The organism is Erwinia phyllosphaerae (assembly GCF_019132875.1).
Lineage (GTDB): Bacteria > Pseudomonadota > Gammaproteobacteria > Enterobacterales > Enterobacteriaceae > Erwinia > Erwinia phyllosphaerae.
On record NZ_JAHSPF010000006.1, the window covers coordinates 220,511 to 235,749 of the forward strand.

A 15,239-nucleotide genomic window follows, 5' to 3' on the forward strand; every position below is an offset into this window, starting at 1 on the left:
AAAAGGAGATGTTAAGTGCAAAAAGGCGCGTAATGGCTGTGGTTTAAAAATAAACATGTCACACTTGCCTCACGACATTTCATGGAGGAAATAGTGTGAATATTTTGATTGTCAGCAAGGACATTTTCTTTATCTCGGGCGTGATTACCGTGGTTACACGAGCATGGCGACCTGATTATAAAACCCATCCGGTCTTTCTTATCTCTGACGACGCTAATCAGTCGCTGTTATTACCGGATATCATCATTAATGACGTCATTGAAGCAGAAGCGGGTAAACATCGTGCCCTAAAGAAGACGCGTTTTTCAGGGCGTTTTGTCACCCTTGTTTTAGCCGCACAGCACAGGGAGTGTGAAAATATCCGTTGTGCAAAACACTCTATCCGACTGAATAAAAAAGAGGCGGCGACGCAGCTTTCCATGCTCTTTGGTCATCCCGACTCCGTGATCTTTTCATCGTCAGCGTCTTTACCGCCCACGGCAGGCAATTACCCGCCCCAGATTGAATTAAGTAAACAGCAGGCGATGGTGGTGAGGTATATTCGCCAGGGCCTGTCGCTAACGGACATCTCCCATCTGACCAGGCTCAGCGTCAAAACCATCAGTACCCATAAGCGCGCTATCATGCGCAAGCTGGGCATGAAAAATAACAGCGAGTTTTATCAGTACACGCTGGCAGATCCTCTGCGCCGTTGAGCGGGAAGTAATCATGCTGTAAATGACTCCTCGGCCGGGAAGCCACAAACAATAAAAAAGGCAGATCTGACGATCTGCCTTTTGTTTTTCTGCCAGTGCGCCTGGCGCGTTAAATGTCGATATTCGCCGCTTTCAGCGCATTCTCTTCGATAAACGCGCGACGAGGCTCGACCGCATCACCCATCAGCGTGGTAAACAGCTGATCGGCAGCAATCGCATCCTTCACCGTAACGCGCAGCATGCGGCGGCTGTCCGGATCCATTGTGGTTTCCCACAGCTGTTCCGGGTTCATCTCGCCCAGGCCTTTGTAACGCTGTACGGAAAGACCACGGCGCGACTCTTTCACCAGCCAGTCCATCGCCTGCTCAAAGTTAGCGATCGGCTGACGGCGTTCACCGCGTTCGATAAAGGCGTCTTCTTCGATCAGCCCGCGCAGCTTCTCGCCCAGCGCACAGATTTTGCGATATTCGCCGCCGAAGACAAATTCGCTATCCAGTGGATAATCGGTGTCTACGCCGTGCGTACGGATCCGCACTACCGGTTCAAAGATGTGCAGCTCGCGGTTTTCGCGTACTACGCCAGCATAGGTGCTGCCGTGCTGCTCATTTTCGTTCAGGCGAACCACCAGCTCCTCAATCCACTGACGTACCGGCGCCTCCGCAGAGATATCGCTCAGCGTCGGGTGGTAAATCAGCGAATTTAACAGCGCCAGCGGATAACGGCGTTCCATACGCTTGATCATCTTACGCGCGCTGTTGAACTCGGCTACCAGGCTTTCCAGCTGCTCGCCGCCCAGTGCAGGCGCGTGCGCGTTGGTGTGCAGCGTCGCGCCATCCAGCGCAATGGCGATCTGATACTGATCCATCGCCTCATCGTCTTTGATGTACTGCTCCTGCTTGCCTTTTTTCACTTTATACAGCGGCGGCTGGGCAATATAAACGTGACCGCGCTCGATGATTTCCGGCATCTGACGATAGAAGAACGTCAGCAGCAGCGTACGGATGTGCGAACCATCTACGTCAGCATCGGTCATGATGATAATGCTGTGATAGCGCAGCTTGTCCGGGTTGTATTCATCACGGCCAATACCGCAGCCCAGCGCGGTAATCAGCGTGGCGACTTCCTGCGAAGCAAGCATCTTGTCGAAGCGCGCTTTCTCCACGTTCAGGATTTTTCCTTTCAGCGGCAGAATCGCCTGGTTTTTACGGTTGCGGCCCTGCTTGGCGGAACCGCCTGCAGAATCCCCTTCCACCAGATAAATTTCAGACAGCGCCGGATCGCGTTCCTGACAGTCCGCCAGTTTGCCCGGCAGGCCAGCCAAATCCAGCGCGCCTTTACGACGGGTCATTTCACGCGCGCGACGAGCCGCTTCACGAGCGCGGGCCGCATCGATAATTTTACCGACCACGATTTTAGCGTCGCCCGGATTTTCCAGCAGGTACTCTGCCAGCAGTTCGTTCATCTGCTGCTCTACCGCAGATTTCACTTCGGAAGAGACCAGCTTGTCTTTGGTCTGCGAAGAGAATTTTGGATCCGGCACTTTTACCGAAACCACTGCAATCAGGCCTTCACGCGCATCGTCACCGGTGGCGCTGACTTTGGCTTTCTTGCTGTAGCCTTCTTTATCCATATAGGCGTTCAGGGTACGCGTCATAGCGGCACGGAAGCCGGCCAGGTGCGTACCGCCGTCGCGCTGCGGGATGTTGTTGGTGAAGCAGTAGATGTTTTCCTGGAAACCATCGTTCCACTGCAGCGCCACTTCCACGCCGATGCCGTCTTTCTCGGTCGAGAAATAGAACACGTTTGGATGAATAGGCGTTTTGTTTTTGTTCAGGTACTCAACGAACGCTTTAATGCCGCCTTCATAGTGGTAGTGATCTTTCTTGTCGTCGCGCTTGTCTTCCAGCTTGATAGAAACGCCGGAGTTCAGGAAGGAGAGTTCACGCAGGCGCTTCGCCAGGATCTCATATTCAAAGTCGGTCACGTTGGTAAAGGTTTCGTGGCTTGGCCAGAAACGCACGCGGGTACCGGTCAGATCCGTTTCACCCGTGACGTGCAGCGGTGCCTGAGGCACGCCGTGCACGTAGATCTGCTGGTGAACTTTGCCTTCGCGACGAATGGTCAGCTCCAGCTTTTCCGACAGGGCGTTAACGACGGAAACGCCCACGCCATGCAGACCGCCGGACACTTTATAAGAGTTGTCATCGAACTTACCGCCTGCGTGCAGCACGGTCATGATCACTTCTGCCGCGGAAACGCCTTCTTCTTCGTGGATACCGGTAGGAATGCCGCGGCCATCATCCTGTACGGAAACGGAGTTATCCGCGTGGATGGTGACAAGAATATCTTTACAGTGGCCGGCGAGGGCTTCGTCAATGGCGTTGTCCACAACCTCGAATACCATATGGTGTAGACCGGTGCCGTCATCCGTATCGCCGATATACATACCCGGGCGCTTGCGTACCGCATCCAGCCCTTTCAGAACTTTGATACTTGAGGAGTCATAAGAATTCGACATCAACGTTTCTCGCTCGTTTAATCTTCAGGTTGAACTGCTATTTTACCCTGTTCCACGTGGAACATCTTGCCCTTTTCGTCAGCCATATCGAATACATGATCGGCACTGATAGCGCTGACAAAAACCTGGGCTTGCGTCGCTTTCAGCCGCGAGGCCAGCAGGTGGCGTCGCGTGTCATCCAGCTCGGAGGCAAAGTCATCTATCAGATACAGGCAGCGTCGCCCGTTCTGTCGGGTAAGAAACTCACCCTGCGCCAGTCTCAGGGCGCACATCAGCAGCTTTAACTGGCCGCGTGACAATAAATCTTCTACCGGCGTGCCGTCAGCGCGAATGCGAAAATCCGCCTTATGCGGGCCGCTGGCGGTATAGGTTAACGCGCGATCGCGCTCAAACTGGCGCTCCAGCAGCTCAGCGTAGTCGGTCTCTTTATCCCAGCCGCGCTGGAAAGAGAAGTTCAGCGCAAACTCCGGCAGAAACTGCGCGCAGGTTGTGTTGATATCTTCGGCAATAGCTTCGCTGTAGGCCGCACGCCATGCGCTTATCTGCTCCGCCAGCGGGGCCAGCTCCTGATCCCAGGCGCGGATTTGCTGATAGCGCGTGACCTGGCGTAACGCCGCGTTGCGCTGCTTCAGCAGCCTGCGCAGATTGCTCCATGCCGTAAAGAAGCCCGGTTCGTTATGAAAACAGCCCCAGTCAACGTAGGCGCGACGGTATTTCGGGCCGCCGTTAAGCAGGGTAAACCCTTCCGGCGTAATCAGCTGCATCGGCAACAGCTGCGCAAGCTCCGCCACCTTATGGCCGTCGCTGCCGTCAATGCGTACCTTGCTGTCGCCCGCGCGGTTTTTGGTCAGGCCAACGGTCGTTTCGCGCTCGGCACCTTCAATGCGGCCGTGCAGCACAAAAGCGTCCTGCTCGTGACGAATGACGCGGCCAGCCTGCAAACTGCGGAAGGCCCGACCGTGGCCCAGCGTGTAGATGGCTTCCAGCACGCTGGTTTTACCGCTGCCGTTAGCGCCTACCAGAAAGTTGAAGCCTGGCGCCAGAGCCAGATCGGCGTTTTCGATGTTGCGAAAATCTTTGATAAGCAGGCGGGTTAAAGCCATAGGTGGAGTCATTCCGCAGACAGTAAATCAAATAAAACGGTAGCCGTTGATAAAACAGGCCAGGGCGTCAACGGCACAGCCAGTTTGTGTAGGGTCAGCACGCAGCCACCGCAGCGTACTTAAGCACGTGAGAATGGCGAGTTCTGCCCGAACGCAAACTGGCAAGTAAGTAGCCCGATAAAGATCACACTACAGGCGCATTGGCATCACGACATAGGCCGCACTCTGGCTGGCCGCATCTTCAATCTGCACGCTGGAAACAGAGTCGGTGAGCAGCAAACGCACGTTTTCGCACTTCAGCGCGTTAAGCACGTCCAGCACGTAGCTGACGTTAAAGCCGATTTCCAGATCGGTGCCGCCGTAGGAGACATCCAGAATTTCTTCCGCCTCTTCCTGTTCCGGGTTATTAGCGGTGATTTTCAGCTGATTTTCGCTGATATAGAGGCGAACGCCACGAAACTTCTCGTTCGACAAAATGGCGGCGCGGGCAAACGCCTGCTTCAGCAGATCGCAGCCGGCATCCAGCGTTTTGTCCGGATTTTTGGGCAGGACGCGACGATAGTCAGGGAAGCGACCGTCCACCAGCTTGGAGGTAAAGATAAAGTCGCCCACGTGCGCGCGAATGTTATTACTGCCAATCTGCACCTGCAGCGGGGTATCGCCGCCGTCCAGCAGACGCACCAGTTCGATAACGCCTTTACGCGGCACGATCACCGAGTGGTTTGGCAGCGCCTGGCCCACCGGCATAGAGCAAACCGCCAGACGGTGCCCGTCGGTGGCAACGGTACGTAACTCTTCGCCTTCGGTCTCAAACAGCATACCGTTCAAATAGTAACGTACGTCCTGATGCGCCATTGAAAACTGGGTCGCCTCAATAAGGCGCTTCATCGTTGCCTGCGGCAGCGTAAATTCGACTTCGCTTTGCCAGTCGTCCAGGTTCGGGAAGTCGCTGGCGGGCAGCGTGGAAAGCGAGAAACGGCTGCGGCCGGAGCGCACCAGCATTCTTTCGCCTTCCAGGATGACGGTAATCTCCGCGCCTTCGGGCAGGCCACGGCAGATATCAAAAAATTTGCGAGCGGGGACGGTTGTCGCACCCGGTTCGTGATCCTGCGTCAGCGCGACGCGGGCCACCATCTCCATTTCCAGGTCCGTACCGGTCAGCAGCAGGCTGCCGTCGTTAACCTGTAAAAGAAGGTTGCCAAGGATAGGCAGAGTCGGACGGCCGCCCAGCGGGCTGCTGACCTGTTGTAAGGGCTTGAGTAAATGCTCACGTTCTACAATAAATTTCATAGCGTCAGGAAGATAATGTTCTGATTAGATTTGAGAAATCTTCTTTAATATCGTGACTCTCTTCACGCAGCTGTTCGATTTTACGACAGGCATGCAGCACCGTAGTGTGGTCACGACCCCCGAAAGCATCACCGATTTCCGGCAAACTGTGGTTGGTCAGCTCTTTCGCCATCGCCATCGCCATCTGGCGAGGACGGGCCACGGAGCGAGAGCGGCGCTTGGACAGCAAGTCCGCCACTTTAATTTTGTAATACTCGGCCACCGTCTTCTGAATATTGTCGATGGTGACCAGCTTTTCCTGGAGCGCCAGCAGATCGCGCAGCGCTTCACGCACAAAATCGATAGTGATCGCGCGGCCGGTAAAATTGGCGTTGGCGATAACGCGGTTCAGCGCCCCTTCCAGCTCGCGCACGTTCGAGCGCAGACGCTTGGCAATAAAGAAGGCCACTTCGCCAGGCAGGCGAATATCGTTTTCATCCGCTTTTTTCATCAGGATGGCCACGCGCGTTTCCAGCTCCGGCGGCTCAATGGCGACCGTCAGCCCCCAGCCGAAGCGGGATTTAAGGCGATCTTCAACGCCGTTAATCTCTTTTGGATAGCGATCCGAGGTCAGAATGATCTGCTGATTGCCTTCCAGCAGCGCGTTGAAAGTGTGAAAAAACTCCTCCTGCGAGCGCTCCTTGTTGGCAAAAAACTGAATATCATCGATCAGCAGCGCGTCTACGGAACGGTAGTAGCGCTTAAATTCTTCTATCGCATTATTTTGCAGCGCCTTAACCATGTCCTGCACAAAACGCTCCGAGTGCATATACACCACTTTAGCATTGGGCTTGCGCGCCATAATTCCGTTGCCAACAGCGTGCAGCAGGTGGGTTTTCCCCAGGCCCGTACCGCCATACAGGAACAGAGGGTTATAGGCACCGCCCGGATTATCGGCCACCTGACGCGCGGCCGCGCGAGCCAGCTGGTTCGATTTACCCTCAACGAAGTTATCGAAGTTGTGCTTGGTGTTCACGTTAGAGCGATAGGAAAGCTCTGCCGGTGCCGGCATGCTGTCCCAGCTTGGACGCACCGGCGCAGGGCGGTGTCCCGTCGGCGCTGGCGTGCTGGCGTGGCTCATCACCGGCTGGCTTACCTGTTGCGTGACCGGTTTGCTGCCCACTTCAAAGCGCAGCAAAGGGGCGTCCGCGCCGCAGAAGTCGTTGAGCAATCCATTGATATTATTGATGTACTTATCACGGACCCAATCGAGCACAAAGCGGTTTGGTGCATACAAGGCCAGCGTATTGTCGTTCAATTCAGCCTGTAGAGGACGTATCCACATGCTGAATTCGGTGGCAGGTAGTTCATCCTGCAAACGGGCAAGACACTGTTGCCAGAGCGTAAGTGACACGGCGGACTCCACTCGAAAAAATTCGATAAGAAAAAAAGGCGCTGAAGCGATAAATTCATCATTGTTGACGCATGCAGATGACGCACATACGAACCGCTGTCCACGGTTTCTCCGCTACTGATCGACCCGGAGGATCGCTAACGGAAGGGCGGATCATAGCGCAAAGCGCCGCAGAGATCTTCACTTTCTACACAGTTTTCTTCCAATTTATCCACAGGAGAAAACCAGCAGGCACAAGTTTACTCGTTCATGCCTAAAAGACATTCAGGATCCTCCGCATTAGATGAATTTTTACGGTGCCGTCACGTTATTTTACCCGTCGGCCTGCAATAAGATCGGCTGAAGATCCTGAACGATCCTTGCGCTTTATCCCAGACCCCGTATAATTCTCGCCCCGGCGTGTTGCGCTCTGGCCCGTACCGGCTGGTTTTGCGGTCGAACGGGATAACCAGACGCGCCTTTATAAGCGAAGTAAATTGACTCCGGACTGTACAATTATTACAATCCCGCCTCTTTATTAAAGATACACTGAGGCGTCGGTCGGTTTTCGGACCTTTCAAGCGCGTCAACAAGTGAAATTTTCCAAGTTTAGGTAGAAATCGCCATGAAACGCACTTTTCAACCGTCCGTACTGAAGCGCAACCGTTCACACGGTTTCCGTGCTCGTATGGCAACAAAAAATGGTCGTCAGGTTCTGGCACGTCGTCGTGCTAAAGGCCGTTCACGTCTGACCGTTTCTAAGTAATAAAAGCTAACCGCTGAGTGGTTAAGCTCGCATTTCCCAGGGAGTTACGTTTGTTAACTCCCACTCATTTCACTTTCGTCTTCCAGCAGCCACAAAGAGCCGGTACGCCGCAAATCACCATCCTCGGCCGCCTTAACTCGCTGGGGCATCCCCGCATCGGTCTTACCGTCGCCAAAAAACATGTTAAGCGCGCGCATGAACGCAACCGGATCAAGCGATTGACCCGCGAAAGCTTTCGTCTGCGTCAGCACGACCTGCCCGCTATGGATTTTGTAGTGGTGGCGAAAAAAGGCGTGGCCGATCTGGATAACAGTGCGCTAATGGAAGCGTTGGAGAAGATGTGGCGTCGTCACTGTCGCCTGGCTCGCGGCTCCTGATTGCGCTGATTCGCGTCTATCAACGCGTAATCAGTCCGCTTTTAGGACCCCACTGTCGTTTCCATCCAACCTGCTCGCAATACGGTATTGAGGCATTGCGCAGGTTTGGCATGGTAAAAGGCAGTTGGTTGACGATGAAACGCGTATTAAAATGCCACCCTTTGAACCCGGGTGGCGACGATCCGGTGCCGCCAAAAACCGACGATAACTGAGAACATTAACGATGGATTCGCAACGCAATCTTTTTCTCATCGCTTTTCTGTTCGTGTCTTTTATGATCTGGCAAACCTGGCAAACGGACCATGCTCCGCAGCCTGCGCAAACCCAGACCACACAAAACACGACAGCAGCCGGTGATGCCGCAAACCAGGGTGTACCCGCCAGCGGCCAGGGCAAAACGATCACCGTTAAGACTGACGTCCTGTCTTTACAGATCAATACTCGCGGTGGCGATATTGAGCAGGCGCAGCTGCTGACTTACCCGGACAAGCTGGGCTCTTCACAGCCTTTCCAGCTGTTGGAAACCTCGCCAGGCTTTCTTTATCAGGCGCAGAGCGGTCTGACCGGACGCAACGGCCCGGATAACCCGGCCAACGGCGCTCGTCCTCTCTATACCACTACCCAGGACAACTTTGTACTGGCTGATGGCGCCAGCGAGCTGCGGATTCCGATGACCTTTACGGCGGAAAACGGCGCGACCTATACCAAAACTTTCGTGCTGAAGCGCGGTGAGTTTGCCGTCAACGTCGATTATCAGGTTAACAACACCACCCAGCAGCCGCTGGAAGTGGCCATGTTTGGTCAGCTGAAGCAGACCATCGACCTGCCAAAACATCGCGATACTGGCAGCAACAACTTTGCGTTGCATACCTTCCGTGGCGCGGCTTACTCCAGCAGTGAGACCAACTACGAAAAGTATAAGTTCGACAAAATCAGCGATAACGAAAACCTGAACGTCAACACCAACAACGGTTGGGTAGCGATGCTTCAGCAGTATTTCGCTACGGCCTGGGTGCCGCGCACCAACGGCGCCAATACGCTTTACACCAGCAACCTGGGTAACGGTATTGCCGCAGTAGGCTATAAATCTACGCCGGTTTCCGTTGCGCCTGGCGCGCAGCAGAACCTGTCCGCCACGCTGTGGGTTGGCCCGGAAATTCAGGACAAAATGGCGGCCATCGCGCCTCACCTTGACCTGACCGTGGACTACGGCTGGCTGTGGTTTATCTCTCAGCCGCTGTTTAAGCTGCTGAAGTTCCTGCACAGCTTTATCGGTAACTGGGGCTTCTCCATTATCGTTATCACCTTTATCGTTCGTGGCATCATGTACCCGCTGACCAAAGCGCAGTACACCTCCATGGCGAAAATGCGTATGCTGCAGCCGAAAATTCAGGCGATGCGTGAGCGTTTAGGTGAAGACAAGCAGCGTATGAGCCAGGAGATGATGGCGCTGTATAAAGCAGAGAAGGTTAACCCGCTGGGTGGCTGTCTGCCGCTGGTTATCCAGATGCCAATCTTCCTTGCGCTTTACTATATGCTGATGGGTTCTATCGAGCTGCGCCACGCGCCGTTCGCCCTGTGGATCCATGACCTGTCTGCGCAGGACCCATACTACATTCTGCCAATCCTGATGGGCATGACGATGTTCTTCATCCAGAAGATGTCGCCAACCACCGTGACTGACCCAATGCAGCAGAAGATCATGACCTTTATGCCGGTCATCTTCACCGTGTTCTTCCTGTGGTTCCCGTCTGGTCTGGTGCTGTACTACATCGTCAGTAACCTGGTGACCATTATCCAGCAGCAGCTGATTTATCGCGGGCTGGAAAAACGTGGCCTGCATAGCCGCGACAAGAAAAAAGCATAACGGATACCCATCCACAGATTTAGTGGGTGCTATCATAAGGCGGTCAACTGACCGCCTTATTTTTTTGCCTTAAAAAGAGATCAGAACATGAGTCATAGCGAGACTATCGTTGCCCAGGCGACGCCGCCAGGACGCGGTGGCGTCGGTATTCTGCGCGTTTCCGGCCCCGGGGCCGCCGACGTGGCCCACGCGCTGCTGGGTAAACTGCCGAAGCCCCGCTACGCCGACTATCTGCCCTTTCGCGATGCCGATAACGTCACGCTGGACCAGGGGATTGCGCTGTGGTTTCCCGGCCCGAACTCCTTTACCGGTGAAGACGTGCTGGAACTACAGGGCCACGGCGGCCCGGTTATTCTGGATCTGCTGCTGAAACGTATCGTCGCCCTGCCTGGCGTACGCATCGCGCGTCCCGGCGAATTTTCAGAACGTGCTTTCCTTAACGACAAGCTGGATCTGGCTCAGGCTGAAGCTATCGCTGACCTGATTGACGCCAGTTCGGAGCAGGCGGCACGCTCGGCGGTGAACTCCCTACAGGGCGCGTTTTCGCTGCGGGTTAATACTCTTGTGGAAGCACTTACTCACCTGCGCATCTACGTAGAAGCCGCAATTGATTTTCCGGATGAGGAGATCGATTTCCTGTCGGACGGTAAAATCGAAGCCCAGCTGAATCAGGTTATTGCCGATCTGGACAGCGTGCGGGCCGAGGCGCGCCAGGGCAGTTTGCTGCGCGAAGGGATGAAAGTGGTGATTGCGGGACGGCCTAACGCCGGAAAATCCAGCCTGCTGAACGCGCTGGCCGGACGAGAAGCGGCGATTGTGACCGATATTGCCGGTACAACCCGTGACGTGCTGCGCGAGCATATCCATATCGACGGCATGCCGCTGCATATTATCGATACCGCAGGGCTACGCGAAGCCAGTGACGAGGTTGAACGCATCGGTATTGAACGGGCCTGGCATGAAATCGAACAGGCCGACCGCGTGCTGTTTATGGTTGATGGCACGACCACTGCGGCGACAGAGCCTGGCGACATCTGGCCAGACTTTATTGCCCGCCTGCCGGCGACCCTGCCGATCACCGTGGTACGTAATAAAGCGGACGTTACTGGCGAAACGCTCGGCATGACGGAAGTAAATAATCACTCACTTATCCGCCTTTCTGCGCGTACCGGTGAAGGCATTGACGTCCTGCGTAATCACCTGAAAGCGTCGATGGGCTTTGCGGGCAATACGGAAGGCGGCTTCCTGGCGCGCCGTCGCCATCTTCAGGCGCTGGAGTTAGCAGCTACTCACTTACTTCAGGGTAAAGAGCAGCTGCTGGGTGCCAAAGCGGGTGAGCTGCTGGCGGAAGAGCTGCGGGTCGCGCAGCAAAGCTTGAGTGAAATTACCGGCGAATTTACCTCTGACGATCTGCTGGGCCGTATTTTTTCCAGCTTTTGCATCGGGAAATAAGCGGCAGCGCCTGAAACAAAGCATTGTGGGCCAAGGATGGCCCGTGCCGAGCCTCCACGAGGGCATCTTTGTGAAAAGCGCAGGCTTTCTGAGTCAGTACTCTGGTAGCCGAGCCTTACAGCTCAATCACCCTGTCCGCGCTGGCAATCGTGGACGGCCGGTGAGCAATAAATATGCGGGTAATTTTCAGCGCGGCGACAGAGGCGTTGATATGCGCTTCGTTGGCCAGATCCAGATGGCTGGTTGCCTCATCCAGAAACAGAATATTAGGCCGTCGGTATAAAGCTCTGGCGATAAGCAACCGTTGTTTCTGACCGCCGGAAAGGCTGCCGCCCAGCTCGCTGATCAAGGTTTCGTAGCCCATCGGCATCGCCGTAATTTCCTGATGGATATTGCAGTCCATCGCGCAGCGTATAATGCGCTCCATCTCTTTTTCGCCGTCAAAACTGGCGATGTTTTCGGCTATCGACCCCGCAAAAAGCTTATCTTCCTGCAACACGCACGCAATACAGTCGCGATAGTTATTCAGCCCTGCTTTGTTAATATCCAGACCGTTAATCAGGATCTCACCTTCAACCGGCGTCAGCAGGCCAGCCATCACTTTCATTAATGTGGTTTTGCCAATGCCGGAAGGCCCGACGATCGCCACGCTTTCTCCGGGTGCCACGGAAATATTCAGGCCGCTAAAAACAGGTCTGGACAGCTTGTCGTACTGGTAGGTGACGCCGCGCGCTTCAAAGCCAGCCGGTTCATCAACCGTGGCCAGCGAGCGCCCGGGCTGCAACTCCTCCGCATCGGTAAAAACAATGTCTGCCACCCTGTCGCTGTGCAGCGCCAGCATTTTCAGCTGTAAGACCATATTGATCAGGCTGGCAGCGCGATCGGAAAACTGTCCGCGATAGGCGTTGAACGCCACAAACATCCCCAGCGTCATATTACCGTCGATCACCATTGAGGCGCCCAGCCACAGGATCACCACCTGATCGAGGGTGCTGATAAAAGTATTTACGCCGCCAAACAGCAAATCCAGTTTGGTCAGCCGGATAGTGGCGTTGGTGGTATCGATAGTCAGATTGAGCCAGAACTGCGCTCGCCGGGCGGTTATACCCAGCGCTTTAAGCGTGCCGATGCCGTACAGGCTTTCCATAAAATGCGAACCGGCCCGCGCGCCCTTCACAATCTGCTCCTCCTGCGCCTGCCGATAGCGCTGATAGGTAGCCAGGCGCAGGATCATATAAATCAGCGTAAAACCCAACACCACCCAGACCAGCCAGCCGCCGTACAAAAACATCATGATAAAAACGCCAGCCGACATCAGCGAATCAATAATGCCGTTCACAATGCTGCTGGTTAGCGTGGTGCGGATCACGTCCAGCGAACCAAAGCGGGACTGGATATCGCCAAGCTTGCGCTTTTCAAAGTAGTGCAGCGGCAGGTTAAGCAGGTGATCGAACATGCCCGCTTTCCACTGCACGTCTATCAGCGATCCCATCACCAGCGATGTCCAGGCACGCAGCATGCTGACAAAAGTGCGAAACAGAATAAAACCCAGCAGCCCCATGCAGATGAGCGCCAGCAAATCATGATCTTCGGCAATAATGACGTGATCCATCACCAGCTGCGTCCCCACCGGCATCAGCAGGTTAACCGCTTCGATAACCAGCGACAGGCAGAAAATTTTAGTGAGAAAGCCGGGCAGCCCGCTGATATTTTTCATCATCGTGCCAAAGCTCAGACGGCTGCGCTGTTTAATACGGGTAAATTCGCTGTCTGGCCACAGCTCCAGCGCGACGCCGGAGAAATGCTGTGACATTTCCGCCAGCCCTACCACTCGTCTGCCAAATGCCGGATCGTGCAAAATAAAGCGCGAGCCGCGCACGGCCACCAGCACGACAAAGTGACTCATGTCCCAGTGCAGTAAACAGGGCGTTTTTAGCTGCTTCAGCTCGTCCAGATCCAGCGATAGAGGCCGCGTTTTCAGCTTTAGCTGCCTGCCAATGTCGATCAGCACCGCCAGCGTCGCGCCATGAGAAGAGATACCAAACCGGCTACGTAAATTGAACAAGTCGATATCCATGCCGTGGTAGCGGCAGGCCATTACCAGACAGGCCAGCCCGCACTCCGCCGCTTCCGTTTGTAACACCACGGGAACCTTGCGCCGAAAGCTGAAGTTCAGACGACGCAGGATGTCATTAAAAATCGAATCATTCATTTACAGGCCCGCTAATGCTTTTTTTGAGGTCATAGTAAGGCGATAACATCCACTGCCAGATTGGCCGCTTCTCCAGAAACAGCGTGGCCTGCGCCTTCATCCCGCTGGCCAGCGTCAGCGGCTTGCCCTGATAGCTGAAGCGCCCTTGCTCAAGCGCCACAATCACTTTGTAATAGGGGGCAATCACGCCGTCGGTACGCGGTATTGAGTTATATTTACCCATTTCCTGGAAAGAGGCGGAGACGTTGGAAATGGATAAAATCCTGCCGGGAAACTGGCCATATTTTTCAAACGGGAAAGCCTCGTAACGCAGATTGATACCATCGCCGGGATGGAGGTAAGGCACGCTGGTATCCGGGATCCAGAGCATCAGGTAATAACGGGTACTGCTGGCCGGCATCAGCTGGGCCAGGCTGTCTCCCTGTGCCACCATCTGCCCTTCCGTTACGCTCATGCTTTCGATTTTTCCGTCGCTGGGCGCTGTGATAAAGAGCGAGCCGCTGGCATTCACTTCCGCCAGCTGCCGTTTCAGATCGCTACGCTGATACTGATACTGTGAAATCTGGTTGTCATACTCGATGCCTTTGGTCAGCAGCTCACTCTCCAGCGCGCTGATTTGCAGTGCTTCCTGAATCGCCTGCGTGTTGAGGCCTTGCCAGGCGTTTTGCTGTTGGTAAAAGAGGTAGCGCTGGTTGGCGAACTGTTCCTGAGTGATTAACCCTTTACGCAGATAATCGCTATAGTTGGTCATGCTTTTACGCATATCTTTTACGCCGTTTCCGCTATCGGTAATTAAACGCTGCGATTTCTCATGGGCGATACGATATTTTTCCAGCTGGTTCTGCAAATTTTTTAAGGTAGTGGCTTTATTTTCCGCCAGCCTTTCAATGATATTTTCCGTTAGCGCAATCTGGTGGTTAATCGCTTCCACCGAGCGCTCGCTGACGTTACCTGATGAGGTGGTACGGCTAACATCAATCTGGTAAAGGCGTTCGCCTTTCTTTATTAAATCGCCCGCCTCCGGCCACTTTTTAGTAATAAAACCCTGCTGCGGGGCGAAGATGGTAATAGCGTGCGGCAGAGAGATAACTTCTCCGGTCACGTTGATGCGGCGGGTAAAAGAGCCGCCCAGGATAAACAGCAACAGCAGAATAAAAAACAGAACGGAAACAACGGCGACGGCCCATGCGGGATAGCCTGATGTCAGTAGCGCTTTGCCCAGCCATTTGGTTTTAAGATGCTGGACGGCTTCCATGCGAAATAGCGGTTTTCTTTCCATAGCTTTCTTAAATTAAAAGAATAAAGGGTTGTTATCCCCTGGTCATGGCGGATAAAAACCCGGCGTTCCGTGCCTGGCTGTGGAAAGTACACTATTCTCCCTTACTTTATCAACTCCATTTTTATAGCAATAGAATAAATCCAGTTAACATCATTGATTAATTCCAGTAAAAATAGCTTACTTGCGGCAGGTTACGTTACTTATATGACATTTATTAACGTTATATAAAAAAAGGTGAGCCGTTAATAATGATAATGGAATGGAAAAAATTTCAGCGTAAAAATACTGCCTGGCGGGATTAATAAGCA

At 54.1% G+C, this 15,239-nt stretch carries 12 protein-coding genes; 6 read left to right on the plus strand and 6 right to left on the minus strand.

The features are described from left to right. Window positions 1-95: 95 nt before the first annotated feature. The gene (locus KUE00_RS12910; protein ID WP_246760301.1) at window positions 96-695 is read left to right on the plus strand and encodes a response regulator transcription factor; all 600 of its coding nucleotides are present in this window, start codon (window positions 96-98) and stop codon (window positions 693-695) included. 109 nt (window positions 696-804) lie between these two features. On the opposite strand, the gene gyrB is transcribed toward KUE00_RS12910, so the two are convergent. The 4 genes from gyrB to dnaA form a co-directional block, all read right to left on the minus strand. Continuing rightward, window positions 805-3,213, minus strand: coding sequence for a DNA topoisomerase (ATP-hydrolyzing) subunit B (gene gyrB, locus KUE00_RS12915; RefSeq protein ID WP_246760302.1), 2,409 nt, complete (start codon window positions 3,211-3,213; stop codon window positions 805-807). A gap of 17 nt (window positions 3,214-3,230) precedes the next feature. Beyond that, complete coding sequence (gene recF, locus KUE00_RS12920; protein ID WP_246760303.1) at window positions 3,231-4,316, minus strand: DNA replication/repair protein RecF; 1,086 nt, start codon at window positions 4,314-4,316, stop codon at window positions 3,231-3,233. Between the two features lie 189 nt (window positions 4,317-4,505). After that, window positions 4,506-5,606, minus strand: coding sequence for a DNA polymerase III subunit beta (gene dnaN, locus KUE00_RS12925; protein WP_246760304.1), 1,101 nt, complete (start codon window positions 5,604-5,606; stop codon window positions 4,506-4,508). 4 nt (window positions 5,607-5,610) lie between these two features. Beyond that, window positions 5,611-6,999, minus strand: coding sequence for a chromosomal replication initiator protein DnaA (gene dnaA / locus KUE00_RS12930; RefSeq protein WP_246760305.1), 1,389 nt, complete (start codon window positions 6,997-6,999; stop codon window positions 5,611-5,613). 604 nt (window positions 7,000-7,603) lie between these two features. On the opposite strand from dnaA, the gene rpmH reads away from it, so the two are divergent. The 5 genes from rpmH to mnmE all read left to right on the plus strand — a co-directional run bounded on the left by rpmH (window position 7,604) and on the right by mnmE (window position 11,440). Beyond that, window positions 7,604-7,744 (plus strand): 50S ribosomal protein L34, encoded by a 141-nt coding sequence (gene rpmH, locus KUE00_RS12935; RefSeq protein WP_003849659.1) that lies wholly within the window; start codon window positions 7,604-7,606, stop codon window positions 7,742-7,744. A 17-nt stretch (window positions 7,745-7,761) separates the two neighbouring features. Further along, window positions 7,762-8,121 (plus strand): ribonuclease P protein component, encoded by a 360-nt coding sequence (gene rnpA, locus KUE00_RS12940; RefSeq protein ID WP_246760306.1) that lies wholly within the window; start codon window positions 7,762-7,764, stop codon window positions 8,119-8,121. Further along, on the plus strand, window positions 8,085-8,333 hold the full coding sequence (yidD, locus tag KUE00_RS12945) for a membrane protein insertion efficiency factor YidD (protein WP_246760307.1): 249 nt from the start codon (window positions 8,085-8,087) through the stop codon (window positions 8,331-8,333). Before rnpA ends, yidD begins: the two co-directional genes overlap by 37 nt. A gap of 11 nt (window positions 8,334-8,344) precedes the next feature. Next, window positions 8,345-9,988 (plus strand): membrane protein insertase YidC, encoded by a 1,644-nt coding sequence (gene yidC / locus KUE00_RS12950; protein ID WP_246760308.1) that lies wholly within the window; start codon window positions 8,345-8,347, stop codon window positions 9,986-9,988. An 87-nt stretch (window positions 9,989-10,075) separates the two neighbouring features. Next, the gene (gene mnmE / locus KUE00_RS12955; protein ID WP_246760309.1) at window positions 10,076-11,440 is read left to right on the plus strand and encodes a tRNA uridine-5-carboxymethylaminomethyl(34) synthesis GTPase MnmE; all 1,365 of its coding nucleotides are present in this window, start codon (window positions 10,076-10,078) and stop codon (window positions 11,438-11,440) included. Window positions 11,441-11,555: 115 nt separating this feature from the next. Here the strand turns inward: mnmE and KUE00_RS12960 are convergent, their stop codons facing one another. Together KUE00_RS12960 and KUE00_RS12965 are read right to left on the minus strand one after the other, a co-directional pair. Further along, window positions 11,556-13,652: a peptidase domain-containing ABC transporter gene (locus tag KUE00_RS12960; protein WP_246760310.1), complete on the minus strand. Its 2,097-nt coding sequence runs from the start codon at window positions 13,650-13,652 to the stop codon at window positions 11,556-11,558. Next, the gene (locus KUE00_RS12965) at window positions 13,645-14,931 is read right to left on the minus strand and encodes an HlyD family secretion protein (protein ID WP_246760311.1); all 1,287 of its coding nucleotides are present in this window, start codon (window positions 14,929-14,931) and stop codon (window positions 13,645-13,647) included. Before KUE00_RS12965 ends, KUE00_RS12960 begins: the two co-directional genes overlap by 8 nt. Window positions 14,932-15,239 lie beyond the last annotated feature (308 nt).

What these genes read in the sequence shown, in the direction of transcription:
- gyrB (WP_246760302.1), bottom strand. Translation starts at nt 3,213, where the DNA reads ATGTCGAATTCTTATGACTCCTCAAGTATCAAAGTTCTGAAAGGGCTG.
- recF (WP_246760303.1), bottom strand. Translation starts at nt 4,316, where the DNA reads ATGGCTTTAACCCGCCTGCTTATCAAAGATTTTCGCAACATCGAAAAC.
- dnaN (WP_246760304.1), bottom strand. Translation starts at nt 5,606, where the DNA reads ATGAAATTTATTGTAGAACGTGAGCATTTACTCAAGCCCTTACAACAG.
- rpmH (WP_003849659.1), top strand. Translation starts at nt 7,604, where the DNA reads ATGAAACGCACTTTTCAACCGTCCGTACTGAAGCGCAACCGTTCACAC.
- yidC (WP_246760308.1), top strand. Translation starts at nt 8,345, where the DNA reads ATGGATTCGCAACGCAATCTTTTTCTCATCGCTTTTCTGTTCGTGTCT.
- mnmE (WP_246760309.1), top strand. Translation starts at nt 10,076, where the DNA reads ATGAGTCATAGCGAGACTATCGTTGCCCAGGCGACGCCGCCAGGACGC.
- KUE00_RS12960 (WP_246760310.1), bottom strand. Translation starts at nt 13,652, where the DNA reads ATGAATGATTCGATTTTTAATGACATCCTGCGTCGTCTGAACTTCAGC.
- KUE00_RS12965 (WP_246760311.1), bottom strand. Translation starts at nt 14,931, where the DNA reads ATGGAAAGAAAACCGCTATTTCGCATGGAAGCCGTCCAGCATCTTAAA.